Annotated in this window: 27 protein-coding genes; 13 read left to right on the top strand and 14 right to left on the bottom strand. The window is 66.5% G+C overall.

What is annotated here, in order from left to right; genetic code table 11:
* Window positions 1-46 precede the first annotated feature (46 nt).
* From WT26_RS21610 to WT26_RS21585, 6 genes are all read right to left on the bottom strand, one after another.
* Window positions 47-763: a molecular chaperone gene (locus WT26_RS21610; RefSeq protein WP_069270819.1), complete on the bottom strand. Its 717-nt coding sequence runs from the start codon at window positions 761-763 to the stop codon at window positions 47-49.
* Window positions 764-818: 55 nt separating this feature from the next.
* A complete protein-coding gene (locus WT26_RS21605) occupies window positions 819-1,412 on the bottom strand; it encodes a fimbrial protein (RefSeq protein ID WP_230461702.1) in 594 nt (197 codons plus the stop codon).
* Between the two features lie 628 nt (window positions 1,413-2,040).
* Window positions 2,041-5,091: a hybrid sensor histidine kinase/response regulator gene (locus tag WT26_RS21600; RefSeq protein WP_069273913.1), complete on the bottom strand. Its 3,051-nt coding sequence runs from the start codon at window positions 5,089-5,091 to the stop codon at window positions 2,041-2,043.
* A 71-nt stretch (window positions 5,092-5,162) separates the two neighbouring features.
* Window positions 5,163-5,837: a response regulator transcription factor gene (locus WT26_RS21595; protein WP_069273912.1), complete on the bottom strand. Its 675-nt coding sequence runs from the start codon at window positions 5,835-5,837 to the stop codon at window positions 5,163-5,165.
* Between the two features lie 377 nt (window positions 5,838-6,214).
* Window positions 6,215-6,412 carry a hypothetical protein gene (locus tag WT26_RS21590; protein WP_029227094.1) on the bottom strand — a complete coding sequence of 66 codons (198 nt, stop codon included), beginning with the start codon at window positions 6,410-6,412 and terminating at the stop codon, window positions 6,215-6,217.
* Between the two features lie 95 nt (window positions 6,413-6,507).
* Window positions 6,508-9,711: a hybrid sensor histidine kinase/response regulator gene (locus tag WT26_RS21585; protein WP_069273911.1), complete on the bottom strand. Its 3,204-nt coding sequence runs from the start codon at window positions 9,709-9,711 to the stop codon at window positions 6,508-6,510.
* Between the two features lie 886 nt (window positions 9,712-10,597).
* On the opposite strand from WT26_RS21585, the gene WT26_RS21580 reads away from it, so the two are divergent.
* From WT26_RS21580 to WT26_RS21555, 6 genes are all read left to right on the top strand, one after another.
* The gene (locus WT26_RS21580) at window positions 10,598-11,470 is read left to right on the top strand and encodes a response regulator (protein ID WP_069273910.1); all 873 of its coding nucleotides are present in this window, start codon (window positions 10,598-10,600) and stop codon (window positions 11,468-11,470) included.
* Between the two features lie 45 nt (window positions 11,471-11,515).
* Complete coding sequence (locus WT26_RS21575) at window positions 11,516-12,016, top strand: molybdopterin-dependent oxidoreductase (RefSeq protein ID WP_069273909.1); 501 nt, start codon at window positions 11,516-11,518, stop codon at window positions 12,014-12,016.
* Window positions 12,013-13,824, top strand: a complete 1,812-nt coding sequence (gene atsR, locus WT26_RS21570) for a hybrid sensor histidine kinase/response regulator AtsR (protein ID WP_069273908.1) — start codon at window positions 12,013-12,015, stop codon at window positions 13,822-13,824. Before WT26_RS21575 ends, atsR begins: the two co-directional genes overlap by 4 nt.
* 78 nt (window positions 13,825-13,902) lie before the next feature.
* Entirely contained in the window at window positions 13,903-14,604 is a 702-nt protein-coding gene (locus WT26_RS21565; RefSeq protein WP_069273907.1) for a flavin reductase family protein, read from the top strand.
* A gap of 45 nt (window positions 14,605-14,649) precedes the next feature.
* Window positions 14,650-14,982, top strand: coding sequence for a DUF2322 family protein (locus WT26_RS21560; RefSeq protein ID WP_069273906.1), 333 nt, complete (start codon window positions 14,650-14,652; stop codon window positions 14,980-14,982).
* Between the two features lie 85 nt (window positions 14,983-15,067).
* Window positions 15,068-15,931, top strand: coding sequence for a PASTA domain-containing protein (locus WT26_RS21555; RefSeq protein ID WP_069273905.1), 864 nt, complete (start codon window positions 15,068-15,070; stop codon window positions 15,929-15,931).
* A 42-nt stretch (window positions 15,932-15,973) separates the two neighbouring features.
* Here the strand turns inward: WT26_RS21555 and WT26_RS21550 are convergent, their stop codons facing one another.
* The 3 genes from WT26_RS21550 to WT26_RS21540 form a co-directional block, all read right to left on the bottom strand.
* On the bottom strand, window positions 15,974-16,483 hold the full coding sequence (locus WT26_RS21550) for an adenylate kinase (RefSeq protein WP_059893731.1): 510 nt from the start codon (window positions 16,481-16,483) through the stop codon (window positions 15,974-15,976).
* Window positions 16,484-16,562: 79 nt separating this feature from the next.
* Entirely contained in the window at window positions 16,563-17,534 is a 972-nt protein-coding gene (locus tag WT26_RS21545; RefSeq protein WP_060117392.1) for a PDR/VanB family oxidoreductase, read from the bottom strand.
* 23 nt (window positions 17,535-17,557) lie between these two features.
* Window positions 17,558-18,955, bottom strand: coding sequence for an SLC13 family permease (locus WT26_RS21540; RefSeq protein ID WP_069270815.1), 1,398 nt, complete (start codon window positions 18,953-18,955; stop codon window positions 17,558-17,560).
* 373 nt (window positions 18,956-19,328) lie between these two features.
* On the opposite strand from WT26_RS21540, the gene WT26_RS21535 reads away from it, so the two are divergent.
* The 3 genes from WT26_RS21535 to WT26_RS21525 all read left to right on the top strand — a co-directional run bounded on the left by WT26_RS21535 (window position 19,329) and on the right by WT26_RS21525 (window position 21,589).
* Entirely contained in the window at window positions 19,329-19,889 is a 561-nt protein-coding gene (locus WT26_RS21535; RefSeq protein WP_059593060.1) for a hypothetical protein, read from the top strand.
* Between the two features lie 67 nt (window positions 19,890-19,956).
* Window positions 19,957-20,871 carry a helix-turn-helix domain-containing protein gene (locus WT26_RS21530; RefSeq protein WP_059538197.1) on the top strand — a complete coding sequence of 305 codons (915 nt, stop codon included), beginning with the start codon at window positions 19,957-19,959 and terminating at the stop codon, window positions 20,869-20,871.
* Window positions 20,872-20,956: 85 nt separating this feature from the next.
* Window positions 20,957-21,589 carry a LysE family translocator gene (locus WT26_RS21525; protein ID WP_069273904.1) on the top strand — a complete coding sequence of 211 codons (633 nt, stop codon included), beginning with the start codon at window positions 20,957-20,959 and terminating at the stop codon, window positions 21,587-21,589.
* A 52-nt stretch (window positions 21,590-21,641) separates the two neighbouring features.
* On the opposite strand, the gene WT26_RS21520 is transcribed toward WT26_RS21525, so the two are convergent.
* Window positions 21,642-22,211, bottom strand: a complete 570-nt coding sequence (locus WT26_RS21520; protein ID WP_069273903.1) for a hypothetical protein — start codon at window positions 22,209-22,211, stop codon at window positions 21,642-21,644.
* A gap of 103 nt (window positions 22,212-22,314) precedes the next feature.
* On the bottom strand, window positions 22,315-22,773 hold the full coding sequence (locus WT26_RS21515; RefSeq protein ID WP_006749370.1) for an Lrp/AsnC family transcriptional regulator: 459 nt from the start codon (window positions 22,771-22,773) through the stop codon (window positions 22,315-22,317).
* A 125-nt stretch (window positions 22,774-22,898) separates the two neighbouring features.
* Between WT26_RS21515 and WT26_RS21510 the strand changes: the two genes are divergently transcribed.
* Window positions 22,899-23,633, top strand: coding sequence for an AzlC family ABC transporter permease (locus WT26_RS21510; protein WP_069273902.1), 735 nt, complete (start codon window positions 22,899-22,901; stop codon window positions 23,631-23,633).
* On the top strand, window positions 23,626-23,931 hold the full coding sequence (locus WT26_RS21505; RefSeq protein WP_069273901.1) for an AzlD family protein: 306 nt from the start codon (window positions 23,626-23,628) through the stop codon (window positions 23,929-23,931). The genes WT26_RS21510 and WT26_RS21505 overlap by 8 nt, the downstream gene beginning before the upstream one ends.
* 42 nt (window positions 23,932-23,973) lie before the next feature.
* Here the strand turns inward: WT26_RS21505 and WT26_RS21500 are convergent, their stop codons facing one another.
* The 3 genes from WT26_RS21500 to WT26_RS21490 all read right to left on the bottom strand — a co-directional run bounded on the left by WT26_RS21500 (window position 23,974) and on the right by WT26_RS21490 (window position 25,895).
* Entirely contained in the window at window positions 23,974-24,717 is a 744-nt protein-coding gene (locus WT26_RS21500; protein ID WP_155774685.1) for an SDR family NAD(P)-dependent oxidoreductase, read from the bottom strand.
* Between the two features lie 13 nt (window positions 24,718-24,730).
* Window positions 24,731-25,204 carry a cupin domain-containing protein gene (locus tag WT26_RS21495; protein ID WP_069273899.1) on the bottom strand — a complete coding sequence of 158 codons (474 nt, stop codon included), beginning with the start codon at window positions 25,202-25,204 and terminating at the stop codon, window positions 24,731-24,733.
* A gap of 70 nt (window positions 25,205-25,274) precedes the next feature.
* Complete coding sequence (locus WT26_RS21490) at window positions 25,275-25,895, bottom strand: LysE family translocator (RefSeq protein WP_059479339.1); 621 nt, start codon at window positions 25,893-25,895, stop codon at window positions 25,275-25,277.
* A 275-nt stretch (window positions 25,896-26,170) separates the two neighbouring features.
* Between WT26_RS21490 and WT26_RS21485 the strand changes: the two genes are divergently transcribed.
* Window positions 26,171-26,503: a type II toxin-antitoxin system RelE/ParE family toxin gene (locus tag WT26_RS21485; protein WP_069270810.1), complete on the top strand. Its 333-nt coding sequence runs from the start codon at window positions 26,171-26,173 to the stop codon at window positions 26,501-26,503.
* Window positions 26,496-26,828, top strand: a complete 333-nt coding sequence (locus WT26_RS36080; protein WP_010100491.1) for a helix-turn-helix domain-containing protein — start codon at window positions 26,496-26,498, stop codon at window positions 26,826-26,828. The genes WT26_RS21485 and WT26_RS36080 overlap by 8 nt, the downstream gene beginning before the upstream one ends.
* Window positions 26,829-26,993: the final 165 nt, after the last annotated feature.

Genomic DNA, 26,993 nt, shown 5'->3' with positions numbered 1-26,993 from the left:
GGGATGACGAAGATGAAGAGGAATGCGGCGCTTTAAGCCGCCTGCGTCAACTCGCGGTAGTTACGTCGTGGGGCTCGACGGCGCCGTAGTCGTTGATCGACTCGAAGTGGACCTTGACACCCGCGGCAGCGGCGCTGCCCGGCAGATCCTTGACGTCGAAAGCGCGCGTGGCGGACGGCGGAACCATCTCGGCCGCCGCGGCATATTCGCGGCCGCCGCTTTGCACCTTGACCGACGCCAGCGATACATGGAAAGCCGACGGGTTGTTCACTTCGAGCTGCGCTTTGCCATTGCGATTGACGAGCCGCCAGCGAAGCTGCGCAGGCGCGCTCTCCACGTTGCCGGGCAGGCCGGCAGGCCGGTAGAAGAACTTGATGCGCTGACGCACGGCGATCTGCAGCGTGTTGTCGCTCTTTGACTTCTGCGGGATCTCCTGCACATTGAGCCAGAACGCCGACTCGCGATCGGTGGGCAAGCCCTGACCGTAGTAGAGGACGCGCAGCGTCTGCTGCTTGTCGCCGCCCAGGCGACTGAGCGTCGGCGTGATGGCGAACGGCACGTCGGCCTTCTCGTCGCGCGCGTCCATCCACGCCTGGATCATGACGTCCTCCGGCGCGCGGTTCCGGACCATCAGGGACGCCTCCTTGCTCGGCGCGGCCAGCACGACGCGAGTTCCGTCGAGCGTGATGCCGGCGAACGAGGCACCCGAAGACAACAATAGCGAGCCGGCCAGGGCCAGCCCGGCAAATTGGAAGCGTTTCATATTGAATTGGATAGAGGTGTGTGGGCGGGAAGCCACCTTCCCGCCCAGAGGCTGATTACTCGTAGGTCAGCGTGAAAGGCAGCGTGCCGTTGGCGGTACCGGCAGCGATCTCGCTGCCGTTCGCCACGTAGCCGGCGCGCAGCGCCAGGTTGGCCGTGTAGACCGGGGCTTCTGCCGTGCCGCCCTGGACCAGCGGCGCGTCGAACGTCTCGTTGGCGTTCAGGTTCAGCAGCGTGCCCGCCGTGTTGAAGATGCCGATGCCCACGCCCTTGGCGGTACCGGTGACCTGCAGCAGCTTGTTGTTGTGGCCGTCCACGCCCGAACCGCCAGCCGGATCGAAGCGGACCTTGACCGAGGTCAGGCCCTTGGCCGTCGCACCGCAATCGAGGTTGAGGTTGATCGCGGTACCGGCCGCAATGCCGCCGCCGGCCGTGCCGCTCAGCGTATCCGCGCTGACCTTGCCGAGTTTGACGTCAATGGACTGGTTACCCTTGCCGCCGGTGACGGAAGTCCCGTTGCCGCCGGTGATGCCGCACGACGCGGCCACGATCTCACCCGTAAAGTTGATGGTGCCGTCTGCAGCCATCGCGCTGCTTGCTGCCAGTGCGACCGCTGCTGCGATGGTGATTTTCTTGATATTGATTGACACGATTCACTCCAATTTAAATCCAGGGAAATAACTCTTCGTCAGAGTTGAGCTAATTATATTTACCCGGAAAAACATGGAGCAATAGTAACAGTCCGATATTCACAGCCAAACCAATAGTACTTGTACTAAAATTCTCGAGAGCACATATCAACCACCAGCCCATCCTCGAAATTCCAGCATAAAAATACACCAATTCATTGATTTTATTGAAAATATTATTGTTGTATTTTTTGCAATAGCCAGATGCGCAACAACACAAAATGAAGCCGAATTCACACATTCAACCCATCCATGCGGCATCGCGACTCAGTTATCGAAGCGATAATATTTAAATCAATATGACATTTCATGCAGAGGAAAAGTGGAACCGGCCGGCGCCTGGGGAACATCGAAACGTGCCCGAAAACCGATCGGACGACAGCAGACGCGGCTGGACGAACAATGAGAAAGGACTAGAGCGGGCATAGCGGCCGCGAAACGGGCAGTGCTTCGACACCATCCGGCGCAACGGACATGTGCCGATTCCCGGGCGCGGCACCGCACCGCGTGCAGAGCAATGCGACGCAATGGACAGGAGCCTGCGACCGCGCGTCACCGGTCCACGCCGGCGCGGTCGCTCGGTCGAACGTCAGTCGGACTCGCGCGATTCGCGTTGCCCGGCCCCTGACAGCCGTTTCAACGCGCATTCGATCTCGGCTTCGAACGCAGGCCAATGCGCCTTCATCGCATCGATGCCGCCTTCGGTCACGGTCCGTTCGGCTCGCGCGCATGCATCTCGCGCCGCAGTATCGCCGACCAGCGCGAAGCCGCCCCGCATCGAATGCAGTTCGATCTTGACCGGATCGATTTCACCGCTCGACAGCGCGTCGCCGATCACCGCGAGCGAATGCAGCGTTGCAGCGCGAAGCGTCTCGCGGATCTCGACCGACATCACCGGCTGGTTGCCGGCATGCCTGCCGCTCGCATGCGCCGTATTCGAAACCGCCGCCTGGCCACACGCCGCCTGCCGCCGCAGCACCGCGTCGAGCGCGTCGATCGACAGCGGCTTGAGCACGACCTCTGCCGCACCGGCCTGCGCGCAGCGCCGGTAATCCTCGTCGGTCGCATGCGCGGTCATCGCGATCACCGGCACCGCCGCGCCCTGCTCGCGCAGGAACCTCGTCAACGCGAAGCCGTCGAGCTCGGGCATGCCGAGATCGGTCAGCACGACGTCGAACGGCCCCTCGAAGAACGCACGCATCGCCTCGATTCCGTTCGTCACGAGGGTCGCTTCATGGCCCAATGCGCCGAGCTGGTCGCGCAACAGCGCACGGCTCGCCGGATGATCCTCGGCAACCAGCACGCGAAGCAGCGGCATGTCGTCGTGCGTCTCGAGCGCCGGCTCCTGCTCGCTATCGGGCGCCGCGTCCGGCTCCGCAAACGCATCCCGCCAGCCGGCCGGCGCCTCGGGCAGCAGCAGCGCGGCGACGAAGGTCGTGCCCTCGTCGACACGGCTGTCGACCGTCAGTTCGCCATGCATCAGTCGCGCGATGCGGCGGCACAGCGGCAGGCCGAGCCCGGTGCCGCCGAAGCGCCGATAAATGGACGCATCGGCCTGCATGTAAACGTCGAACAGGGTCGGCAACGCAGGCTCGGGAATCCCGATGCCCGTGTCGCGCACCGCGATCTCGACGCGGCGCACGCCCGCGTCGTCCGTCGCGACGCGCGCGTCGACCGTCACGCCGCCGCGCTTCGTGAACTTGATCGCGTTGCTGACGAGGTTCGACACGAGCTGGCGCAGCCGCGTCGGATCGCCGACATAGCCGTCCGCCAGATCGGGCGCGAGCCGGCAATCGAGCGTCAGATGCTGCGCATCCGCGACCGGACGGAAGATCGCCGCGACGTCGCGCAACACGGCGCGCAGGTCGAACGGAATCCGTTCGAGCACCATCTGGTTCGACTCGGCCTTCGACAGGTCGAGCACGTCGTTGATCACGGCGAGCAGCGCATCCGACGACGACATGATCGTCTTCAGGCGCCGCCGCTCGGACGACGGCAGCGATGCGCGCGCCATCAGCTCCAGATTGCCGACGATCGCGTTCAGCGGCGTGCGGATCTCGTGGCTCATCGTCGCGAGGAACGTCGACTTGGCGCGGTTGGCGTCCTCCGCGGCCTCGCGCGCTTCGCGCAGCTTGAGTTCGGTCCGCTTGCGCGCGGTCACGTCGAGCAGCATGCAGAGCAGTACGTCGACGCCGCGAAAACGCGTGCGCACGATGTTCGCGGCGAGATAGGCCGAGCCGTGGCCCGGCAGTTCGACGGCCAGCTCGTGCGTCATCACGCGCGGCGCGCCGGGGCCGCGCGCGCTGTCGCGATAGGCTTGCCAGATCCGCTTGCCGAGCGGCGGCTCCGACGCAGGCTGCTCGTATTCGCGCATCGTATCGTTGCTCACCATCGTGTCGCCGTCGACCACCGACAGCAGCATGAGTCCGGCCGGCGCCGAGCGGATCAGCGCGCGGTTGAGCGCCTCGCTCTCGATCAGCCGGATCGCGCGGCGGTTCGCGGGGCGCAGCGCGCGGCGATCGAACAGCATGATCGCCAGCCACAGCAACGCGATCGCGACCAGCGCCGTACCGGCCGTTGCGCCCGCCGGCACGGCGATCGCGGCCACGATGCTGCGCCACGAAAATGTCCCCATCAGCACCAGATCGGATTCCGGCATGCGGTCGCTGACGACGAAGCGGGCGCCGACGCGATGCGCCGTCACATGCTCGCCGGACGGTTCGCGCGCATGGTCGAGCGCCTTCGCGATCAGCTTGCCGTCCGGCTGCGCGCCGGCCAGCACATTGCCGCCGCTCCCGATCAACGCGTATGTCTCGTCGATCGCCCGCGACGCGAGCATGTCGTCGATCCGGGCACGGCCGTTGATGACGGCCCAGGCGACAGGCTTCCCGTCGGCGTCGTACACCAACCGGACGAAGCGCAGCACGCGACGCCCCAGCAGCGGATCGACGCGGCGCTCGAGCACGATGCCGTCCTGCCCCGTCATGCCCGGCGTCTGCGTCACGATACGCGCGCTCGAAGGGAGCAGTTCGCCGATCAGGATCTCCAGCGAATGGCCGGCCGGCAACGCGAGCGCCCGGTCGACGAGGATCGGGTCGAACACGCCGAGCAGGTCGCCGTACAGGCTGATCAGGTAACCGGACAGGCCGACATCGACCGGAACCTGCGTGGCAATCGCGTCGAATTGCCGGACGATCAGCGCGAGATAGGGCGAGTACAGCCGGGCCGGATTCTCCGGCGAGAGATTGGCCAGCCCGACGGCCGCCGCACGGCCGAACCGGTAGCGAACGATCTTGCCTTGACCGGCGGCGAATTCCCGCATCACGTCCGGCGATGCCTGCGTGCCGGCGCGCCACAGGGCCTGCGATTGATTCACGTATTGGCCGAGCAGCAGCGTCGTCGACTGCAGCTCGGCATGCAGTTCGGCCTCGCGCTTCAGAAACGCCGCGCGCACCTGCGTGAAATAGTCCAGGACTTCGAGTCGCACGACCAGCGCCGCGCACACGAGGATGAATACCGTGATCGCCGCGCCGCCGCCATACAGCAACGACTGCTGCTGGCGCCGAACCCGATCCGGATCGAATGGCTTGCGGCCTGCCGCAGCGGCATGGGCGACGAGTCTCTTCAGTTTTTCAGGCATGTCGTTCCGATCTCGTCTGTCCCGCACGGGGACGATGCGTCATCGACGGCTGGCCGCCGCGCCGCGATGCGCTATGCGGCCCCCGGCGGCCCGTCGCCGTTCGACGCATCCGGGAATTTGCCTTCGTCGGCGTAGCGGATCAGGTCGGCGTCGCGCACGATGCCGAGCTTCTTCATCGCGCTCGATTTCTGCGAACTGATGGTCTGCTTGCTGCGGTGGAGCTGGACGGCAATCTCGCCGACGGTCAGGCCCGCGCCGTACAGCCGCACGACTTCGATCTCGCGCGTCGTCAAGTCACGCGCGACCGGCACGGATTCGGCGTCCTGCAGCAACTGCTTGATGAACGGCGACAGATAGTTCGCGCCGACAAAGGCCGCATGCACCGCGCCGACCAGGTGCGAGATGGCGTCCGACTTGCTGAGGATGCACCCGACGCCCTGCCGCTGGATCGCGAGCAGCACGCTCGGGTTGTCGATCATCGTGATCGTCACGAGATGCAGCGCCGGATAGCGGCGCTGGAGAAACGACAGCAGCGCAAGACCGTCGCCGTACTTGCCGCCCGGCATCACGTAATCGACGACGAGCACGTCGCTCTGCTGCTCGTCGAGCGCCTCGACCAGATCCGTCGAATTCGAGACGGTGCCCAGCAGTTTGATCGTGCTGCTGCCGGCGAGCGCCTGGGACATCCCGAGCGCGGACGAAGGATGATCGTCCGCCACTATCACCCGCACAAAAAATTCATCCATGTTTCTGTTTCCCCGAGGCTTTCAGTCACGTATCCAGTTCCCCGGTTCGACCAGGCAACGTTCTTGTTCCGTCAGGCAAACGGAGCACCGCGTACAGCCCGCCGGATCATGCGTGACATGATTTTAAGATAAAACCAGGCTCGCCAGCTCCCGCCAGGCAGCGCGCGGCATCTGCGTTCGGCGCGCACCGAACGCGCTGTTGAACGGGCCCGGAGTCACGCGCACGGCGCCTGCGCGCCTCATCGAAATATTTCCGATAGGCGGGAAGCCGCCGTCGAGTCGTCATCCAGCCTCGGCAGGCGGGCTGCCTTGCGCGCCAGCCCGCGTTCGGGGCGGCGCCGTTTCGCCCGGCGCTTCCCGCCCCGCGACGCGTCGCGCTACCGGCGGGTTGGATCGACGGACAGATCGCGCGAACCGTCTTCCAACCTGCTTTTCCATTCGTTGATCGCTCGCCGTTTCTGGAGCGGCGACATCACGAGAAATTCGTTCATCATCGTCAGAAATTCCCTGCGGGATTTCTCAGAGAGCGTCGCGAAATCGAGCAGCAGTGCGAATACCTTCCCCACGTGGCGCACGACCTTCTCCTCCTTGGTTGATTTGAAATATGCCGGACGATGCAAACCGGCACCCTGCCTTCGTTATCTCGTGCATAGCTTCCACGATCGTGCATTTAGGATTTTTCGTCATGCAACGCCGATTCCTGGTCCGCCCGTCCCTGCCGGCCGCCACCCATGCGTAACCGCTGCCCGCGCAAGTCGCGCCGCCGCCGCGCATGCGCGAGCGCGCCGTGCAGATGCGCAAGCGTCACGGGTTTCGTCAAGATGCGCCGCACGCCGGCCAGCGCGTAGCGGCGCATACCTTCCGGCGTCAGGTGCGACGTCACGACCAGCACGTCGCACCCGGCCGCCAGGCCGTGAACAGTCTCGGCAAGCGCGTGCGCCCGCATGTCGGGCATGTCGGCGGCGATCAGCAGCGCGTCCCAGTCGTTCGCGGCGAGCGACTCGAGCACGGCCTGTCCAGTCGCCGCGGCGGCCACCGTGCAGCCCAGCGCGAGCAGTTGCTCGCTCAGCAGCGAACCGTGGACCGCTTCGTCGTCGACCACGAGCACGCGCAACGCGCCGCCTCCCTCCGCGCTGCTCGCAGCCCGGTACCCGGAATCGCAGCGTCGCATCGCGACAGCGGCGACAGCCGGGACACCGGGTGCATGGTTGCCGGGCGCCGGGGCGCCGGCCGCCGGATCGCCGGCCGCCGGATCGTCGAGCGGTTGCCCCCCGGGCGCCGGGGCGCCGGCCGCGAAATCGTGAGGCGCCGGATTGCCGCCCCCTGCATCGCCATGCGACAGGGCTGCACGCAGCCCGCTCAGCGAGTAGCTTGACACGCGCACCGTTGCGCCGGCGCGGTACGGCTCGAGCGGGCCATCCGGCGTGGCGACGATGATCGATGCACAACCGCGCAGGCCGTCGAGTTCCGCATGCGACCAGGTATCCGGATCGCCGAACAGCACGACCGCGCCCGGCCGCGCGCGACGATCGCCCGCCATGCGGGCCGGGCTGTCGTGAACGCTGACGTCGAAGCCCCACGCGCGCAGATGCGGCAACACGAAATCCCGCCATTCGGCATGCGCGGCTATCAGCGTCAGCGCCCGCGCGCCGGGCACGCTCGGGCGCGCGAACTTGACGACGGCCGCGCCGAGCGGGAGTCGAACCGTGAAGCAGCTCCCTGCGCCCGGCTCGCTCGCGACCGAAATCCGGCCGCCCATCGCCGCGACGAGCCGGTCGCACAGCGCGAGCCCGAGCCCCGTTCCGCCGTAGCGCCGCGTGATCGACGCGTCGCCCTGCGAGAACGGCTTGAACAGCTTGCATTGGTGTTCCGGCGAAATGCCGATGCCGGTGTCCTCGACCTCGACAGCGAGTTCCGGCGCGCCGCATGCATCGTCGATGGAGACCCGCGCGGTCACGCGGCCTTCGTCGGTAAACTTGATCGCGTTGTTCAGCAGGTTGCCGAACACCTGGGCGAACCGCATCGGATCGCCGCGCATCCGTTGCGAGATGGACGCGTCCATCTCGCAGAAGAGCTGAAGGCCCTTCGCCTTCGCGACCGGCGCGAACGCGCTCAACTCTCGCTCGATTACGGTCACCACGCCGAATTCGATCGACTCGACGGACATCGCGCCGGCCTCGATCTTCGAGAAATCCAGGATGTCGCTGACGAGCGCCAGCAGGCTCCCGGCCGAGGTGCGCAACGTCTGCACGCGGCCGTGCTGCGACACGTCGAGCGCCGAACGTTCGAGCAGTTCGAGATTGCCGAGGATCACGTTGAGCGGCGTCCGGATCTCGTGACTCATCGCAGCCAGGAACGACGACTTGGCCGCATTCGCCGAATCGGCCGCGCGCACCGCTTCCTCCAGCTTCCGGACGATCTGCCGCTTCGCCGTCACATCGACGGCCGCCACGATCAACACATCCTCGCCCTGATACCGCGCGCCACGCGCTCCGATGTCCAGATGGCGCCAGGCGTCGTCCTGGCCCGCCAGCGGGAGAACGGCCTGCATCGTCCCCTCGGGCGCGCCGCACGCGAGAAAGGCTTCGTAGTGCGCGACGACCTGCGTGGCCAGCGTCCGGCTCTCGTCGCCGCATCGCGCGATCATGTTCGTCAGCGTTCCGCTGGCGAGCATCAACCTTCCGTCCGACCGGGAAATCAGGCCAAGGCCGATCGGCGCCATCTCGATCACGTTGCGGCACAGATCCTCGCTGTCGAATACGCGCTGCGAGCGCGCGTACACGGGCATCAGCGTGCGCCGGTAGAACCGCACCAGCAGCATCCACATGACCGCCAGGGCCAGCAGCGTCGCGGCGGCGAGCGTGCCCGCCTGCCACGCGACGCCCTTCGCGACGTCCGTCCACGATATCGCGTAGACGAGGATCCAGCCGGTCGAATCGAGCCTGCTGCGGAATACCACGAAGCCGTCGCGAAACACGGGCGCGTCCGGCATCGTCAGGCCGCGCGGCGCGTCCAGCCCCAGCAGACGTCCGCTCAGCGCCTGGTCGGCGGCGGCGCTGCGCGCCATCGTCACGAGCCGGTTATCCTCGGTGGTGATGAAGAAGATGCCGTCCGACGGCACTTCAGGCAGCCACGACAGCAGGTATTCCGGCGCATATTCGGTCACGAGGACCGCAAACGGCGCGCCATCCGCATACGCCTGCGCGGCGATCCGGATCCGGACTTGCCCCGCGACGGGACCGACGTACGGCGGCAGCCAGCGCACGCGCGGGCGCTCGCCCGCGGCCGGCGGCCGCTCGTCGCCGAAATCGATGCGCAGCGCGTCCAGCACGCGTGCGCGCCGCTCCGGCGTCGCCAGCGCCGGCCAGTCTTCGTCCATGGTCGGCACGAGGCCGAACACCCCGGTGCGCGTGCTGTAGTGGTAGCCCTCCAGCGTGCGCCCGCGATTGATCGAGCTCGCCGCGCAGATGCGCGACAACAGTATCGACAACGCGAGATAGCGCGAGACTTCGGCGCGGTTCCCGGTCTGCCCCGGCACGCCGACCACGAGCGACGGATACGGCTTGATCGCGATCCGCTGTTCATTGCCGAAAAATGCGTCGACGACGCTGTCCGGCGCACGCGAGATCTCCCGCCAGATCAGCTGCGTGTTCGCGACGCCGTTGCGGAACGACGTCTCGCTCGTCTTGATTTCGTCGAGCGTCTCTTCCTTGCCGCTCACGAAATTGCGCCGTTCGGCCTCGATGTGCCCATAGACGATCGACGCGATCCCGAGCCCGCAGGCGATCAGGATCAGGATCGTGACGACGATGGCGCCGCCGAACAGCGATATGCGCTGGTAGCGGCGAATGGACTGAAGCGTGCTGTATGGCATGACGCGGCACGACGACGCTCCGGGCGCCGAAATGCGATCGCATCCGGCCCCCGGCGTCTCGCAAAAATGCGGCCGAAAAAAATGGAAGTGGGCCGATCATGCCAAACGAATTCCTGAAAATCAGTGCAGAACGAATGGATTAGTACTTGTCAAATATATTTTGGATGTATTTTTGAACTTGAACTAAATGAATCGGACGCGTCCGGCATCGGCGCGTGTCGGCGGAGAGCCGATTGCTCGAGATGAATGCGTGGGTCGCGCCTGCGCGCCGTTCCGGCGAACCCTCGCCTTTCGGCCGGATGCGATTGACGCACGCGGCGGCGCGATCGCGCTGTTGCCGATCGGCGAATCGCTGATGACGATCTGCGGCTCCATGTAGGAATCGGCCGCGACGCACCGGCCCCTCTGCTGCATCGAGCCCGCACGGTATTCGCCGGAGCTGCGCTGCAGGTCCGTGATGCGCGACGGGCGCGCGATGGTGGTCTCCCCGCTGCTGCCCCCGTTGCTTTCGGATGCGGTCAATAGCCGTACCAGTACGTCTGATTCCAGACGCCGATACGGATAGCCCGAATACCAGTAGCCGTAATAGACGTCACGCTATTGCGTGCGCCATTTGTAGTCTTTCTCGTTATCGCGCACCCGGTCGGGCGCCGGCGCGGTGGATATCCACCGCGCCGGCGCTCGGCCCAAGGCTCTCTCAGGTTCCCTGCTTTACTCGTTTGTCACGCTTTGTCGCGCCCCAAACATGACGCGACAAACAAAGGTGACGTGGTGAGCAATAATAATGAAGAAAAACGGCATGTCAAGCCGATTCTTATTTTGAAGTTTGCATAGCACGTCAGCTTTGCTATGCTTCGACGCGCAAACCACCGGAGACCCCATCGAGATGTCCAACAGCGAGCAGGCCAACGTCGATCTGATCACCGCCAACAAGGTGCGCGACCTACTGAACCGGAACGGCATTCCGCCGCGAAGTCACAACACGACGATCGCGAACGTGCTCGGCCTCAGCTTCTCCGTCATCACCCGCAAGATGAAGGGCCTGATCCCGTGGAACCTGTCGCAATTGCAGGACATCGCGACGCATTTCGGCGTGCCGCCCGCGATCCTGCTCGACGACAAGGGCACGCAGGCGGCCGCCGCCGAGATGATCGACGCGACGCTCGTGATCGAGTCGCGGCGCTTTCGCTGCCGCGCCGCGATCTCGACCAAGGCCAGCAGCCACGCCGAAACGGATTTCGTCGCGATCCAGTCGCAAGGCGAATGGATCGTCATGGAACGCCACCACGCGCATGAAGGCCGCACGTATCCGGTCGACGTGATCGAGCTGCGCTCGACCCAGCCGAACGTGTATGCGGCGCGGATCGCCGTGGTCGACGATTCGCAGGACGTCGCCGAAACCGTATGTGAATATTTCATCGAAAAAGGCGTGAACGCGATCCCGTACTTCGACGGCGCATCGTTCCGCAAGGCACTCGAGGTTGAGGATTTCGACGGCTACATCCTCGACTGGATGCTCGGCGACCAGACCGCCGCCGAACTCGTGCGCGGCATCCGCTCGAGCGAGAACAGCGGCGCGCCGATCTTCCTGCTGACCGGCAAGATCTCGACCGGTGAAGCGAGCGAAGACGAAATCGCGCACATCGTGTCGCACTACAACGCGCGCTGCGAGGAAAAGCCGGTGCGCCTGCCGATCCTGTTCGCCGAAGTGGCGCGCGAACTGAAGATCGCCCCGCCGTTCAACGCGCCCGCGGGCTGAACCCGGTTGGGCCCACGGCACATCGACAACACGCAAGAGGAAACCATGCGAAATCCGAAAACCTGGTTGCAAGGCCTGCTGCTGGCCTGCCTGCTGGGCGCCGCCGCCGCGTCGTGGGCCGCGCCGTTCACGTTCACCGTCGACGGCAACATCGCGAAATCGAATCAGCCCGGGAAAAACGCGTACGTCTTCTCCGAGCAGGCGCTGATGGCGCTGCCCCAGCACACGATCGTCACGTCGACGAGCTGGACGCCGAAGGCGACCTTCACCGGCCCGCGCCTGTCCGACATCCTGAAGACCGTCGGCGCGCACGGCACGCAGATCGAGTTCCGCTGCATCGACGAGTACACGTTCACGATTCCCGTGTCCGACGCCGATCGCTACGGCGTGATCCTCGCGCGGACGATGAACGGCAAGGTGCTCGGCAACGACAACTACGGCCCGCTGTGGATCATGTACCCGCGCGACCAGTATCCCGACGAACTGAAGACGCCGCTCGGCGAAGCGAAGTTCGCGTGGCAGATCATCGGCCTGACGGTGAAATGACCGCCAGGCGATGGAAAAATAGAAAAATCATCCTGGTCCTCGGCTCGCTGTGGATCATGGGGTTCGCCGCGTGGGCGTTCCTGCTGTGGGACCTCCTCGCCACCTCGGTCAACGAGGGCGTACTCGAAGGGCCGCGCGAAGGTGTGTTCTGGACCGCCGCGCAATACCGGAACGTCTATACGCGGTTCGACCGGCAACTGATCCTCTACGCGACGCACGAGGACGACGACTTCAATCACGTCCAGATGCAGCTCGACAGCCTGTCGGTGTCGTTCGGCTTTCTGCAGCGGCCGTCGGAAGTGTCTCAATACTGGCTGCGCATCCCGAAGGCGCGCGACGACATCGCGACGCTCGGCGCATTCATGGCCCGGCTGCAGCGCGAGGTGCCGGCGCTGCGCGATGCGCGCGGCGATGCGCGGCGCATGGCGGCCGACGTCGACGCGTACTGGCCGAAGGTCAACGGCCTCGCGAACTATTTCCGCGCGATCGAGATGGCGCAGCGCGACTTCACGTTCCATCAGCTGAAGGAAAAGCAGCGCGCGATCCTGATCCTCGGCATCGTGCTTGGCGTGATCCTCTGCGCGCTGTTCCTGCTGCTGTTCTATACGATGCGCACGCGTGACGACCTGCTCGAACGGCAGGACGCAGCGCTCGACGCGGAGAAGCAGGCATCGGACCGCGCGTTCGAAATGATCGAGGCAAAGAACGCATTCCTCGGGATGGTCAGCCATGAGTTGCGCACGCCGCTGCAGGCTATCTGCGGATCGGTCGAGATCCTCCTCGCGCGCCCGCAGTCGGACGCGAACCTGAAGACGATCCGGCGGCTGCAGAATTCCGCGCTGTCCCTCGAAGCGCTGGTGAGGGAGCTCACCGACTACATCAAGCTGCGCTCCACCCGGCGCCGCGCCGAACCGGCAATCGTCGGCATCGCGCCCCTGCTGGCCGATGCGATGGAACCGTTTCGCGAGCGGATCTCGGCCAAGCGCATCCACGCGTCGCAGCACGTCGATCCGCCCGGTCTGGCCGTGCGCTCCGATCGCAAGCTGCTGCGCCAGGTGCTGTCGAACCTGATCGAGAACTCGGTCAAGTACACGAACGGCGGCACGATCGACGTGAGCGCGACGCTGCTGGACGCGCCCGCCGGCCCGAAGCTGAGAGTCGCCGTGCGCGACACGGGCGCCGGCATCGCGAAACAGCACCTGTCGAAGATCTTCGAGCCGTTCTATCGCGCGAACGACGCGGTCGGGCTGCATGTGGACGGAATCGGGATGGGGCTCGCCGTCGTGCGCGAAATCGTGACGACGCTGCGCGGACATGTGGACGTGCGCAGCACGGTGGGCGAAGGCAGCGAGTTCGTCGTGACGCTGCCGGCCGAAGTGCCCGACAGCGGCGAACCGGCGGGCGACGCGCCGGCATCGCCGCACGCGGCCGCATACCGCGACCGGCGCGCGCTGGTGGTCGACGATGACGACAACGCGCGCGAAACGCTCGGCGCGATGCTGGCGGCGCTGGGCGTCCATGCGGACCTGTGCGGCACCGGCAGCGAAGGCGTCGCGCGTTTCGCCGAGCACCGGTACGACATCGTGCTGCTGGATCTCGAACTGCCCGACCTGAACGGCGTCGAGGTCGCGAAGCGGATCCGCGCGGCGACGCCGGCGGACGGCACGCGGCGCGCGGCGATCCTCGGCGTCAGCGCGTATGAATCGGCCGGGCTGGACGCGCACAAGTCTGTCTTCGACGCATTCCTGCCGAAGCCCGTCCACCTGCGCGAACTCGGCGCGCTGGTGGAGCAGTTGATCGCCGAATGACATCACAAGAAGCGGAGCGTCAGCCGGCGGCGGACGGATCAGCATGAAGCCTGATCCCGTCACCCGAAGGCCCCGACCATGAATGCTCCGCATCGCATCTGTGAACCGAACATCCTCTATTTCGGCACGCCCGTCGTGCTGGTCAGCACGCTGAACGAAAACGGCACGCCCAACCTCGCGCCGATCTCGTCCGCGTTCTGGCTCGGCTGGCGCGGCGTAATCGGCATCGCCGCCAGCTCGCAGACCACCCGCAACCTGATGCGCACCGGCGAATGCGTGCTGAACCTGCCGTCGTCGGCGCAGGCGGACGCGGTCGACCGGATCGCGCGCACGACGGGTTCCAGCCCGGTGCCGGCGTCCAAGGCGGCGCGCGGCTACGTATTCGAACCCGACAAGTTCGGCACGGCCGGGCTCACCGCAACCGCGTCGCAAACCGTCGCGCCGCCGCGCGCGCTCGAATGCCCGGTGCACATGGAAGCGGTCGTCGCGGCCCGGCACGGGCTTGCCGAGGATTCCCCCGACGGGCGTGAGCGCATCTGCGTGTTCGAGTTGCGCATCCAGCGCGTGCACGTGCATCCCGACCTGCTGATGGACGGCCACGCGGACCGCATCGATCCGGACAAATGGTCGCCACTGATCATGAGCTTCCAGAAGTTCTACGGGCTGGAGCCGCGTCAGGTGCATGCGTCGCGGCTTGCGGAGATTCCGGAGCGCGCGTATCGCAGCCCGGACGTCGACCGCGCGCGAGCGGCCGCCGACTCGCCGCAGCCGATCGGATAAGATACGGCCCGCGATGCCCTTTACCGAACCGACGGAGTGTTCTCAGTGATTCAACCGACCCCTGTATTCAAGGACAATCTCGCGCAACTGCCGGCCATCGACGGTATCGCGCGCATCGATCTCGCCGGCGCGAACGGCGACGTGGTCGCGACCATCGAGAACCAGCCGGGCAAGCAGGGCTCGCTCGCGGTGTACAACTATCTGCAGCAGGCATTCGGCACGCTCGACGCGAAAGCGGCCGAGCACGGCCTCGCCGTGTTCGCCGAACATACGGCCGACGCACGCAACCGCCCGGGCGCGCACCCGAACGTCGATCGTCTGCTGGCGATCGTCGACGGCGGCGAAGCGCTGCGCATCGACGTCGTCGCGCGGGCCTGAGCGCGCAGGCGCGGCTGCCGCGCGTTGAAGCGCGGCAGTCGCCGGCCATCCACACGAGCATCGCTTTCCATCGGAGAACGTCCGCGTGTCCGACTCGTTCACTTCCCATCCGCTTCGTCGGCTCGCCGGGATTGCCGCCCTCGCCGCTGCTTTGCTGCTGCCGAGCGGCGCGGCTTCGGCCGATCCCGTTCATACGGCGTCCGAGATCGCCGGCGCGTCGCTCGTGCCGCTCGGCGTGCTGCCGCATTCGCCGGAAAACGGTTCGCTCGACGATTTCTGTTCCGGATACTCCGTGAAAACGACGAGCGCCGCCGGCCGGCAAGTCGCGACACTCGGCTGGATCGTGACGTCCGAGGCATCGCTCGGCCGCTATCAGGTCGTGACGTTCGCGAGCGGGTTCGAGCGCGGCACGAGCGGCATCTGTTTTCCGCGCAACGCAAATGTCGCGATCTTCAACGGGACGGACCTGATCGCGCTCGCGTACACCGCGCGCGCCGCCGATTGGCACCTCGGCATCGCCGAGCCGCTGGAAAGCGGCGCGTTGCTGATCTGGGAAGGCTCGGGCGTGGGCATGCCGATCGGCGAACTGCGCGAGGAAAACGGCGGCTTGCGCCTGACCCGGGTTGCGGCCGAGCACACGTTCTGCCACGGCCGCGCAGTCGTGCCCAATGTCTACGGCAAGCCGCTCGACGTCGCGCGCAAGATCCTGCTATCGCATGGGTGGAAACCGCTGCGCCCGCGTGAAACGCCGGACGGCCTGGGCGTCGGCAAGGCGCTGGTGAAGCGCGGCATCGTCGAAGTGGAAGCCTGCTCCGGCACCGGCGTGGGGTATTGCGCATTCAACTATCGCAGCCCGGCGGGTGTGCTCCGCACCATTACGGTCGGCGGCGATCCCGAACCGGCCAACAACAATCTGGTCCGCTACGGAGTCACGTGCAGCGCAAAATGACGCGCGCGTCGATCCCGGGCGGCGGGCGGCGTCCGCAGGCCGTCACGCCTGCCGGGAACCCGCCAGCGATGCCGCGAACGCCGTGACTTCGTCACGGCTCGACAGACATAAGCGATCGCGCCGGAAGTCATTGAAAATCCGCTCGTGTGCGGCATCGGAGCTCGAGCCCTGACGGCTTCGATACGTCGCGGCCCATTGCAGCAGCGCGGCCAGCGACGCTTCGCTGCCGCCGCGCCGAATCCCTCTCTCCCGGACGGCGGCGACGCAATCGGCCGGATCGACGCGCAGCCAGACGAGCGCCGTCGCATCCGCGAGTATCCCTTCGACCAGCCAGCCGTAGATGCCTTCGATCACCCAGCGCTCGTGCGCGGCCGCACGCTTGACCGCGCGCATCGCGTCGTCGCGGTCGCGCGGCACGTCGTAACCGCCGGGCAGCCAGTGAATCAGGTCGAGATCCACGAGTGTCGCCGCTTGCGACCGGGCGATGCGTTGCGCCAGCCAGCTCTTTCCCGAGCCGGAATTGCCGATGACGATCGTTCTGGTCAGATCCATGGGGCGCGCGGGCGGGTTGGGCAGGAGAGCGTCAGTCTAACCGGACGGACGGGCCGGACAGCCCGCCCCCCATCGCAGCTCACAGATCCAGCACCAGCCGTTCACCGCGGCACCGCGACACGCACGGCATCATGCAGTCGTTGCGGGCCTTGTCCGCCGCGCTCAGGAACGCGTCCCGATGATCGGGCGCGCCGTCGAGCACGGTCGTCCGGCATGCGCCGCACACGCCCGCCTCGCACGACGTGGCGACCTCGATGCCGTGGTCGTACAGCACATCGGTGATCGACTGCTCCGGCGGCACGCGCAGCGTGCGCCGCGAGCGCGCGAGCTCGATCTCGAACCCGCCGGCCTCACCCGCGGCAGCGCCCGCCGCCGGCGCGGAAAAATGCTCGTGATGGAGCCGCGCGTCGCCGAGCGCCGGGCGCGCGATCGCATCGACGGCCGCCATGAACGGCGCCGGCCCGCAGAAATACAGATGCGCGCGCGGGTCCGTCGCGCCGACGATCGCCGCGATCGCGTCGCCGGTCGCGTCGGGCGTCAGCCCCGTGTGCACCGTCGCGACGTCCGCGAGTTGCGACGCGAGCGTCGCCCCGTACGCGGCCGCGTCGGCCGAACGCACGAAGTAGTGAAACGCGAGCGGCCGCCCCGCGCGCAACAGGCTATGCGCCATCGCGAGCAACGGCGTCACGCCGATCCCGGCGGCGAGCAGCACGGCCGGGCTGTCGTCCGGCGCGAGCGGAAAGTAATTCAGCGGCGCGCCGATCCGCAGCACGTCGCCGACCCGGATCGCGTCGTGCACGTGCGCGGAGCCGCCGCGCGACGCCGGCTCGCGCTTGATCGCGATCTCGTACACGCCGCGCTCGAACGGGTCGTTGCACAGCGAGTACTTGCGCGTGAGCCCGTCGCGCAGATGCAGGTCGATATGCGCGCCTGCGTCGAACGCCGGCAGCGCGAAATCCGGCGCATCGCTGACGAGCCGCAGCGAAATCACGTCGCACGCGACGCGCTCGCGCGCGATCACGCGCGCGGCAATCAGATCGTTTTCGATCATTGGATTCCCCCGTTCAGGAAAACTCACAGCAGCCCGATCAACCGCCACCACAACGCATTGACCGGGATCACGAACACCACGCCCAGCAGCGCCGTCGCGATGCAGTACCGCAGCACCGCGCCCCGGTCGAGCTGCGCGAGCGCGTTGCCGAACACGATCGGCGGCGACTGGTACGGCAGGACCGTGGTCGCATAGCCCATCACCTGCGCGAGCAGGCCGGCCTTCAGGTGCAGCCCCTGCGCGAGCAGGCGCGACACGATCGGCACGTACAGCGCCGGCTCCGCGTTCGACGTGACCGCGAAGCAGACGACGATCGACAGCGCGGTCAGCGCGAAGTACGCGAGCATCGGGCTGTCGCGCAGCGCGTCGAGCGCGAGCGCGTCCGGCACGCGCACGCCGAGATGGTTGACGAGCGCGGTCAGCCCGATGATCGCCGCGATGAACCACAGCAGGTCCTTCTTCAGCGTCGCGGTGAAGCGTTCGAGCTGCGCGGGCGGCGACGTGGCGAAATAGACGAGCGTGAAGCCGAGCCCGACCCAGCCGGGCGCGACGTGATGCACTGCGTCGGTGAACCACAGCGCGAGCGTGATCGCGAGCAGCACGATCGCGTGCCATTCGCGGCGGCCGAGCGCGACGCGCGCCGCCGGTATCTCGACTTCGCCGACCGTATCCGCGAACAGCCAGTAGGACGCGAGCACCAGCACCGCGCCGCGCACGATCACGCCGGCCGGAAAGAACAGCAGCAGATACTCGGAGAAGCGCAGATGCAGCCCGTGCGATTGCTCCAGAATCCCCGCCATGATCACGTTCGGCAGGTTCGCGGGCAGCACCGCGGCAGCCAGCTCGTACGAGCCGACGATCACGAGCAGCAGGATGCCGCGCCGCCCGTTCGCGTGCGCGCCGAGCTTCACGACGTCGCAGTAGCCGATCGCGATCGGAATCAGGATCGCGATCCGCCCGAACGTCGACGGCATCACGAGCGACAGCAGGAAGCTCAGGATCGCGAACGCGAGCAGCTCCTTCAGGTACGAGCCGCCGATCCGGCGCGCGAGCGCGATGCCGATCCGCTCGCTCAGGCCGCTCTCCTTCAGCGCGAAGCCGATCGCCGCGCCGCTGAACACGAGCCAGAACGCGCTCGACCCGAAGCCCGAGAAGATCTCGGCGGTGGGCACCGACGTGCAGGTCGCCGCGAGAAAGAAGAACAGCAGCGACACCCAGAGGCTCGCGACCGCGCCTGTCGCCCACAGCACGATGCAGGTGAACACGATCGCGATGATGCGCGCGTCGCCGCCCGGCAGCGTGCCGCGCGCGCCGAGCGCGGCGACGGTCGCGAGCCCCGCCGCGAGCAGCGCGGCCGCGACGCGCCCGCCCGTCAGCATGCCGGCCCCGCGGCCCGGCCCGCCGATCGCGGCGCCGCTCAAGCGCGCATCACCGGCGAGTTCGCCGGGATCTCGTATTCGACGTCACACGACGTGCCCGACCCCACGCGGTTCAGCAGGTCGTTGGTGGCGCGGTCAGGCATGAATACACCTCTCTCAGGTTGTAGCGGGCTGTCTCGCCCCGAAGACGTCTGCGTACCGGCGCCCCCTCGAGCCGCGATACGATCATCAATTAATCTATTTTTATAGACTAAAGAAAGCGAATGAAAAATTCAAGGCAGGAAAATCCGCTATTCCCAGGTCGATCACACATCCTCACCACCGAAAATCGGTCAATATGTATAATTAAAAAGACGAATGGCGCTAACGATCGCGGAGATCGGTGCGCCGTTCGTCGGCCGACCAGGAGGACAAGATGGCGATCATTGGCGTGATGGGCTCGGGCAAGAACGAATGGCCGGAGTTGGCGGCGCCGCTCGGAGCGTGGATCGCCGCGCAAGGATTCGACCTGCTGACAGGCGCCGGCCGCGGCGTGATGCTGTCGGCCGCGCGCGCGTTCGCGACGACGCCGGGGCGCCGCGGCCGCTCGATCGGCATCGTGCCGACCGAAACGCATCCGTTGTTCGGCTTCGCGCCGATCGCCGGCTATCCGAATCCGTTCATCGATCTGCCGATCGTCACGCCGCTGCCGCGCAAGGAGGCCGACGCGCCGGACGACGCGCTGAGCCGCAACTACGTGAACGTGCTGACGAGCGATGTCGTCGTCGCGCTGCCGGGGAGCAAGGGCACGCTCGACGAGATCCGCCTCGCGACACGCTTCGCGAAGCCGCTGATCTGCGTCGGACCGGCGGGCGCGTTCGACGGTGTCGCGGCCGGTACGCGCATCGTGTCGGCGCTCGACGACGTCTACGCATTCGTGCTCGCGCAGGTGAGCCGCGCGGAGGGTGGCGCAGCCGCAGACGCTCCGTCCGCGTGACCGGCGGCCACCCGGTGCTTTCGCGTATCAACGTGTCGATTTTTTTACCTGCCACCCAGAGGATCAAATGCCCACAGCCGGTTCCCGAAAAACGCGCCTGCGCGGCGCGCGCTTCGATTTCAACAGCATCGGCGAGCGCTTGCGCGCGTACCGGATGGCCGCCGAGCTGCGCAGCGAGGATGTCGCCGAGCGGCTGAACATCTCGCGCGCGGCGGTCTACAAGCTCGAACGTGGCGAGATCGTGAAGATCGATACGCTCGAGCGGCTCGCCGCCCTGTTCGGCGTGTCGCTCGCGAACCTGATGGGCGTCGAGGTCGAGTATCACGATTCGGCGATCAGCTATTTCGAGCGCATGCGGCAGCTCGAGAGCCGCTCGCAGCGCATCGTCGCGCATTTCGATCCGTTCTCGTTCCTGCTGACGTCCGACGATTACGAAGGCTGGCTGCGCCAGATGCTCGAGGAAAGCATCCCGCCGTCGCTGACCGACGCCGCGTGGCGGCAGACGCTGTCGAAAGTGATGGCGATCCTCGCGGACCGCAAGGCCGCGTTCCGGCGCGCCCCGCTGAACGTGACGAGCCTGATCGGGCTGCGCCAGATCGAGCAGTTCCTGCACCACGGCCTGGTCGGCCGCCTCGGGCTGCCGCCCGGCGTGCAGCTCGAGCGCAAACTCGCCGCGCGCCGCGAGGTGATGCGGATCGTCGGAATGCTCGAGGACGATGCGAAAGGCGTGCGGATCGGGATCGTCAGCGACAACCTGCCGAACGAGACCTTCCAGATCTTCGAGGACGACGACAGCGCGCATATCGCGGTGTCGCCGTTCCGGCTCGGCGAGCTGCCGAACATTCGCACCGGCATCGCGACGATCACCACGTCGGCCGATGCCGTCGCCATGTATCGGAAGATGATCGACCGGCTGTGGACCGATTCCACGAAAGGGGCCGACGGCGCGAAGCTGCTCGTCGACTTGCTCGACCGGGTGTAGTGCGGGCACCCTCCCGGTTGACCGGCATCGCGCGCGTTCCTACACTGCTCTTCCTTTTGCGCCGAACCCGCACTGAGGAACGCCCATGATCGACCTCTCCACGCTCGCGCTGTTCTCCGGCGCATGTCTCGCGCTGACCGCCACGCCCGGCCCCGACATGCTGCTGATCGCATCGCGCAGCGTGAGCCAGGGTCGCCGCGCCGGCTTCGCCACGCTCGCGGGCATTCAGGCCGGCACCTACTGCCACGCGCTCGCGGCCGCGCTGGGCTTGTCGCAGCTCTTCGTCGCGGTGCCGATCGCGTATGACGCCGTGCGCTTCGCAGGCGCCGCGTATTTGCTGTATCTCGCGTGGAAGACCTTCCGTTCGGATGCGACGTCGCTCGCGCCGGATGCGTCGGCCCCCCGCCGCTCCACCGCGACGATCTTCCGTCAGGGCCTGACGACGAACCTGCTGAATCCGAAGATGGCGTTGTTCGTGCTCGCGCTGTTTCCGCAGTTCGTGCGGCCCGAGCACGGTTCGATCGCCGTGCAGATTCTCGTGCTCGCGACGGTGCTGAACCTGATCGGACTCGTCGTGAACGGCGCGGTCATTCTTTCCGCGAGCCGGCTGAGCCAGCGGATCGGCGCGCGCCGCCGGCCGTCGAAGCTGCCTCAGTATCTGCTCGGCGCCGTGTTCGTCGGGCTCGCCGCGCGGCTCGCGGCCGCCGGCCGGAGCTGACGCGCGCGCCGCGTGCACGTCGCGCCGGCCGCCAATTCATCGCTTCATCGTTTCACCGGTTCGCGCCCAGCGACACGCGCAGCACCTCCATCAGCCGCGTGTAGTGCGCGCGCACTTCGGCGCCGTCCACGACGTTCGCGGTCGCAAACCGCTCGTACCACGCCGGGTTCCATGCGTACGTGCCGTGCTTCGTGCGATCTCCGTTCGGCGCCTCGATGAGCGAGCGGATCCGCGCATCGCGGCCCGGGCCCGTATGCATGTCGAACAGCGCGTGGATATACGTGTGATACGCGTCGTACACGTCGTCGTCGAACAGGTAGCGGTAGATGTGGAACGTGCGGTCGAGCTCGCGCTTCGCGCGGATCACGTCGTCCGGCGAGATGTCCTTCCAGTAGCCGATCCACGTATAGAAGCACAGCAACGCATTGAGCTGCGGCGCGACCGCGTCGTACAGCGCGAGCCGCTTCTCGATCAATCGCTGGTTCGTCCATTGCACCAGTTCAAGGCGCTTCAGCCGGCGTGCGACGAGCCAGCCGAGACACGCGACCGACAACGGCGTCAGCACACCCAGCACGAGCTTGACGATTTCCAGCGAATTCCACGGATTGTTGATTGGCTGCATGAATGGCCCGACAAGAAGTAGCGCATCTGTCCCGACGCATGGCCGGGCGCGCGGCGAAGCGGCCTGGCCGCCAGTTTATCCGGCGATCGTGACCGGCGCGGCGCTACGTCGGCAGCGCCGACGTCAGCTTGACCTTCTGCATCGGAATGTCCGTCTTCACGCTCAGCACGCCCGGGATGCGCGTGAGGGTTTCCATCTGGAAGCGCCGGTAGTCGTCGATATCGGCCGCGACGACGCGCAGCAGGAAATCGCAGTCGCCCGCCATCAAGTGGCATTCGACGACTTCCGGCATTTGCTGGACGGCGTCGGCGAAGCGGTTCACCGATTCCGCGTCCTGCCCCTTCAGCCACACGCGCGTGAAGATCGTCAGGCCCTTGCCGACTTTCGCGGGATTCAGCACGGCCACGTATTTCTCGATCACGCCGGCTTCCTCGAGGAGCCGCACGCGCCGCAGGCACGGCGACGGCGACAGTCCGACCTCGTGCGCCAGCTCCACGTTCTGCATGCGGCCGTCGCGCTGGAGCGCGCTCAGGATACGGCGGTCGATGGCGTCAAGTTTCATTTGGCATCCGATTCCAAGAAATTCGCGTATCGCGTATTCGATGCCAAATTCTCCGAAAGAACTGGCCACAACGCAACCCGATTCGAGTCAAAAAAGCAGACAATTCCTCCCCCGAAGGAGGAGTAATGAGCAGTAGCGTTTCAACGTCGACCGGGCTGCGCCAGCAGTCCGCGTTCTTGCTGGAGATGAGCCGCGGCCTGCGTGCGTCGCTGCCCGTCATGCTGGGTTTCGTGCCGTTCGCGCTCGTGCTGGGCGCGCAGGCCGCGCAGAAAGGGCTGAGCCTGTTCGAAGTGCCGATGATGACCGGCATGAACTTCGGCGGCGGCTCGGAATTCGCGGCGATCCATCTGTGGACGTCGCCGCCGCACATCGCGCTGATCGTCGCGATGTCGTTCCTCGTGAATTCGCGCCACATCCTGATGGGCGCTGCATTCGCGCCGTATATCCGCCGCCTGCCCCGCCGCCGCGCGTTCTTCGCCCTGTTCTTCATGTGCGACGAAAGCTGGGCGATGTCGCTCGCCGACGCCCGGGCGCGCTCGGCCACCCACATCAGCGTCCCGTATTACGCGGGCTTGGCCGCCGGCCTCTACATGACGTGGCTGTCGATGACCACGCTCGGCGTGGCGGTCGGCCCGACGATCGGCAACGTCGAGCAGTACGGCTTCGACATGGCGTTCACGGCCGTCTTCCTGGTGCTGCTGCGCGGGATGTGGAAAGGAATGCGCGCGAGCCGCCCCTGGTTCGTGAGCCTCGTCGTCGCGGCGGCCACGCACCTGGCCGTGCCCGGCGCATGGTACGTCGCGGCGGGCGCCTGCGCGGGGCTGATCGCCGCGCTGCTGTGGGAGCCGCGCGATGCCTGATTTCCATGTCAGCACGGTCGCGACGATCGTGCTGATGGCGTCGACGACTTACCTGTCGCGCATCCTCGGCTACGTGCTGCTGCGCAACCGCACGCTGAGCCCGCGCATGGCGTCGGTGATGGAAAACGTCCCCGGCTGCGTGCTGATCTCGGTGATCGCGCCGGCCTTCGTGTCGACGCGCCCGGCCGACCTGCTCGCGCTGGCCATTACGCTGATTGCGGCGACGCGCCTGTCGATCCTGCCGACCGTGGCGATCGGCATCGTGTCGGCGGGGGTGCTGCGGCATTTGCTCGGGTAGGCGGACGCGGCGCGCCGCTTGGCATCTTGCGGCCTTCAATCCCTACGTCAGGTTCATTCCCCCGTCAAGCATCACGATCTCGCCCGTCACGTAATCGGACGCGACGAGCATCGCGACCGTCTGCGCGATGTCATCCGGCGCCGCCGCCCGGCGCATCGGCGCGCGCTCGCGCCAACGCTGCTGCGCGTCCGTCCAGTCGGCCGTGAGCGGCGTATCGACGAGCCCCGGCGCGACCGCATTGACGCGAATCGCCGGCGCGAGCGTGCGCGCGAGCAGCCGCGTCGTGTGATTGAGCGCCGCCTTCGCCGCCGCATAGGGAATCGACGCGCCCTTCGGCCGCACGCCCGCATGCGAACTGACGTTCACGACGCACCCGGCCCGCCCGTGCGACGCCGCCTCGCGCAGCGCGGCCTCCGCTTCGGCGACGAGCCGGAATGGCGCGATCACGTTGATTTCGTGCATCTCGCGCCACACGTCGGGCGTCGCCGCGGCAAGGTCGTCATGCGGAATCACGCTGCTGACGCCCGCATTGTTGACCAGCAGGTCGAGCCGGCCCCATACGGCGAGCGCGTCGCGGATCAGCCGCACGCGTTCGGCATCGTCGGCGAGATCGGCCTGCACGTAGGCCGCCGCGCCCAGCGCGCGCGCCATCGCCTGCCCCGTTTCGACGGAGCGTCTCGAATGCAGGATCACCGCATAACCGTCCGCCGCCAGGCGGCGCGCGATCGCCGCGCCGATTCCCGACGTCGATCCGGTGACGAGCGCGACCGGCCGCGCTTCGGTCATGACGATGACCGGATCATGCCGGTTCCTCGTCGTCGGGCAGATCGATCAGCGCCTCGCGCTTGCCGGCCACGTACAGGCGCTTGCCGCTTTTCGGGTAATCGCACACGTCGTGCTCGAGCCGCTGCCCGCCGACGAAAATCACCAGCGGCACGTCGCCCGTGTTCACCAGCGTATGCGCGTCGCCGCCCCGCGCGAAGCCGAGGAAATCGCCCGGCCCGACCGCGTGGTCCTGCTCGCCGATCGTCGCCGTTCCGTTTCCGGACAGCACGTAGACAAACTCCTCTTCATACCAGTGCCGGTGATACTCGGCGGACGCGTGTCCGGGCATCAGCGTGATCAGGTGCACGCCGAGCTGCGTGAGCCCGGTCAGGTCGCCGATCGATTTCCGCAGGCGCACCGCGTCGCCGTTCAGCGAATGCACCGCGCGCGTCGGTTCCATCTTCGCGATATCGGCGGCCTTCAGCAGTTCCCGGGGTCGTGTGGACATGGTTGTTCTCGCAACGAGGCTTGCAACGTTTGGGGGGCGGCGCAGCGTGTACGGCAATGCGCCGAACGCATCAGCGCATGAACTGACGGATGCCGAGCGCGACGATCAGCGCGCCGCAGACGCGGTCGACCCGGCGTTTCGCGCGTCGATACATGGACGCGATCGCGTCATGCGACAGCACGAGCGCGACGAATCCGTACCAGCACGCGGCGGTGACGCCGACGGTCGCCAGCATCGCGAAGAACGTCGCGGGAGACACATGGGCCGGCGCGGCCGACGAGAACACCGCCGCGTAGAAAGCGATCGATTTGGGATTGGCGAGATTGGTCGCGACGCCGTGCAGGAACGCCGGACGCAGCCCGGCGGACCCGGCCGCCGCGCCCGCGCGGGGCTGCCCGGGCGCGCCCGACGCCGCGATGAGCCGCAGCCCGAACCAGACGAGATAGGCGGCGCCGGCGACGCGCACGAGCGCCGCGAGCCACGGAAACACGGCGAATACGAAGCCGATGCCGAGGATCGCGCAACTCGCCCAGAACAGGTTGACCATCACGATGCCCGCGACGAGTGCGAGCGACTCGGCGCGCGCGCCGGACGCGGCGCGATGCGCGACCGCGACGAAGTTCGGGCCGGGTATCACGACGCCGGCGACATAGACGGAAAACACCGCCGCAACGGCGGACGAGTCGATCATGCGGGACCTTCGGGCAAGGGGGAGCGAATCGTGACGGTTCAGGGTGAACGCTATTTTGCGGTATTTCGGGATAGACCGGCAAAGGAGCGTCGCATGCTGGCCGAACGTCATCTTGCCCCGGCCGTCGAGCACGTCGAAATTGATGAACCGTGGTTGCGGCGATGGCATGTGAACGCCGACGCGCAACGGATCTATCCACCGACGACTGCGATACAGAGGCTCCTGCCGCTCGCAAGCGATAGGCTGAATTGCAGAAATATCGCAAATTTGCTAACATGAAAATTCATTGGACGATCGTCTACTACTACGAACGCGTGAAGCGTGACGTTTTCGCGTTCCCCGCCGGGATTCTTGCGAACTACCTTCGGCTGCTGGACCTGATGCAGGAATTCGGCGCAGATCTACGAATGCCTCACTCCCGCGCAATGGGTAACGGGTTGTTCGAGTTGCGTCCAAACGGTAGGGAAGGTATCGGGCGAGTGTTCTATTGCACGCATGTGGGGCGGCAAGTCGTTGTGCTGCACTCCTTCGTCAAGAAGACACAGGAGACGCCGCCGCAAGAATTGCGGATCGCCCAAGCACGTTTGAGAGAGGTGCGGAATGGCTAAGGTAGCAACGAAGCGTGTTCGCGCTGAGGGATTCGATCCGGTTCCGCATACGGCGGACGATACGGCTCGTCTGCTCGCAGATGGCAAGGTCAAGGCGGCCTATGATGCGCTGGAAGATGAATACACCGCGCTGCGCGCACTATTGGCCGCGCGGCAAGAGGCTGGACTGACTCAAGCACAGGTCGCTGAGCGCATGGGTACGACGGCGTCAGCCGTGTCGCGCCTCGAAGCATCGCTCACTAGCGAAAAGCATTCGCCCTCGTTTGCGACATTGCGAAAATATGCGGCCGCATGTGGCAAGAGGCTCGTGATTTCGTTTGCTTAGGCTGTGTGAAACCAATATCTGCGAAACGATCCCTACTCGTCATGTTCAATCGAGCGCGGGAACTTCGGGCAAGGCAGAACGGTTCGTGACGGTTCAGCGTGAGCGCTAATTCCGAGGCGATCCGGTGGCACGCCGCGCGCTGCGCGCCACCGTCCGAAGCCCTCC

Origin of the sequence: Burkholderia cepacia, assembly GCF_001718835.1 — a bacterium.
GTDB classification, from domain to species: Bacteria; Pseudomonadota; Gammaproteobacteria; order Burkholderiales; family Burkholderiaceae; genus Burkholderia; species Burkholderia cepacia_F.
The sequence above is the reverse complement of the archived record's forward strand: the minus strand, read 5'-3'. Positions and strand labels throughout refer to the sequence as shown.

What these genes read in the sequence shown, in the direction of transcription:
- WT26_RS21580 (WP_069273910.1), top strand. Translation starts at nt 10,598, where the DNA reads ATGTCCAACAGCGAGCAGGCCAACGTCGATCTGATCACCGCCAACAAG.
- atsR (WP_069273908.1), top strand. Translation starts at nt 12,013, where the DNA reads ATGACCGCCAGGCGATGGAAAAATAGAAAAATCATCCTGGTCCTCGGC.
- WT26_RS36080 (WP_010100491.1), top strand. Translation starts at nt 26,496, where the DNA reads ATGGCTAAGGTAGCAACGAAGCGTGTTCGCGCTGAGGGATTCGATCCG.
- WT26_RS21495 (WP_069273899.1), bottom strand. Translation starts at nt 25,204, where the DNA reads ATGTCCACACGACCCCGGGAACTGCTGAAGGCCGCCGATATCGCGAAG.
- WT26_RS21510 (WP_069273902.1), top strand. Translation starts at nt 22,899, where the DNA reads ATGAGCAGTAGCGTTTCAACGTCGACCGGGCTGCGCCAGCAGTCCGCG.
- WT26_RS21550 (WP_059893731.1), bottom strand. Translation starts at nt 16,483, where the DNA reads ATGGATCTGACCAGAACGATCGTCATCGGCAATTCCGGCTCGGGAAAG.
- WT26_RS21500 (WP_155774685.1), bottom strand. Translation starts at nt 24,717, where the DNA reads ATGACCGAAGCGCGGCCGGTCGCGCTCGTCACCGGATCGACGTCGGGA.
- WT26_RS21535 (WP_059593060.1), top strand. Translation starts at nt 19,329, where the DNA reads ATGGCGATCATTGGCGTGATGGGCTCGGGCAAGAACGAATGGCCGGAG.
- WT26_RS21575 (WP_069273909.1), top strand. Translation starts at nt 11,516, where the DNA reads ATGCGAAATCCGAAAACCTGGTTGCAAGGCCTGCTGCTGGCCTGCCTG.
- WT26_RS21545 (WP_060117392.1), bottom strand. Translation starts at nt 17,534, where the DNA reads ATGATCGAAAACGATCTGATTGCCGCGCGCGTGATCGCGCGCGAGCGC.
- WT26_RS21595 (WP_069273912.1), bottom strand. Translation starts at nt 5,837, where the DNA reads ATGGATGAATTTTTTGTGCGGGTGATAGTGGCGGACGATCATCCTTCG.
- WT26_RS21520 (WP_069273903.1), bottom strand. Translation starts at nt 22,211, where the DNA reads ATGCAGCCAATCAACAATCCGTGGAATTCGCTGGAAATCGTCAAGCTC.
- WT26_RS21565 (WP_069273907.1), top strand. Translation starts at nt 13,903, where the DNA reads ATGAATGCTCCGCATCGCATCTGTGAACCGAACATCCTCTATTTCGGC.
- WT26_RS21530 (WP_059538197.1), top strand. Translation starts at nt 19,957, where the DNA reads ATGCCCACAGCCGGTTCCCGAAAAACGCGCCTGCGCGGCGCGCGCTTC.
- WT26_RS21525 (WP_069273904.1), top strand. Translation starts at nt 20,957, where the DNA reads ATGATCGACCTCTCCACGCTCGCGCTGTTCTCCGGCGCATGTCTCGCG.
- WT26_RS21485 (WP_069270810.1), top strand. Translation starts at nt 26,171, where the DNA reads ATGAAAATTCATTGGACGATCGTCTACTACTACGAACGCGTGAAGCGT.
- WT26_RS21515 (WP_006749370.1), bottom strand. Translation starts at nt 22,773, where the DNA reads ATGAAACTTGACGCCATCGACCGCCGTATCCTGAGCGCGCTCCAGCGC.
- WT26_RS21490 (WP_059479339.1), bottom strand. Translation starts at nt 25,895, where the DNA reads ATGATCGACTCGTCCGCCGTTGCGGCGGTGTTTTCCGTCTATGTCGCC.
- WT26_RS21600 (WP_069273913.1), bottom strand. Translation starts at nt 5,091, where the DNA reads ATGCCTGAAAAACTGAAGAGACTCGTCGCCCATGCCGCTGCGGCAGGC.
- WT26_RS21585 (WP_069273911.1), bottom strand. Translation starts at nt 9,711, where the DNA reads ATGCCATACAGCACGCTTCAGTCCATTCGCCGCTACCAGCGCATATCG.
- WT26_RS21505 (WP_069273901.1), top strand. Translation starts at nt 23,626, where the DNA reads ATGCCTGATTTCCATGTCAGCACGGTCGCGACGATCGTGCTGATGGCG.
- WT26_RS21610 (WP_069270819.1), bottom strand. Translation starts at nt 763, where the DNA reads ATGAAACGCTTCCAATTTGCCGGGCTGGCCCTGGCCGGCTCGCTATTG.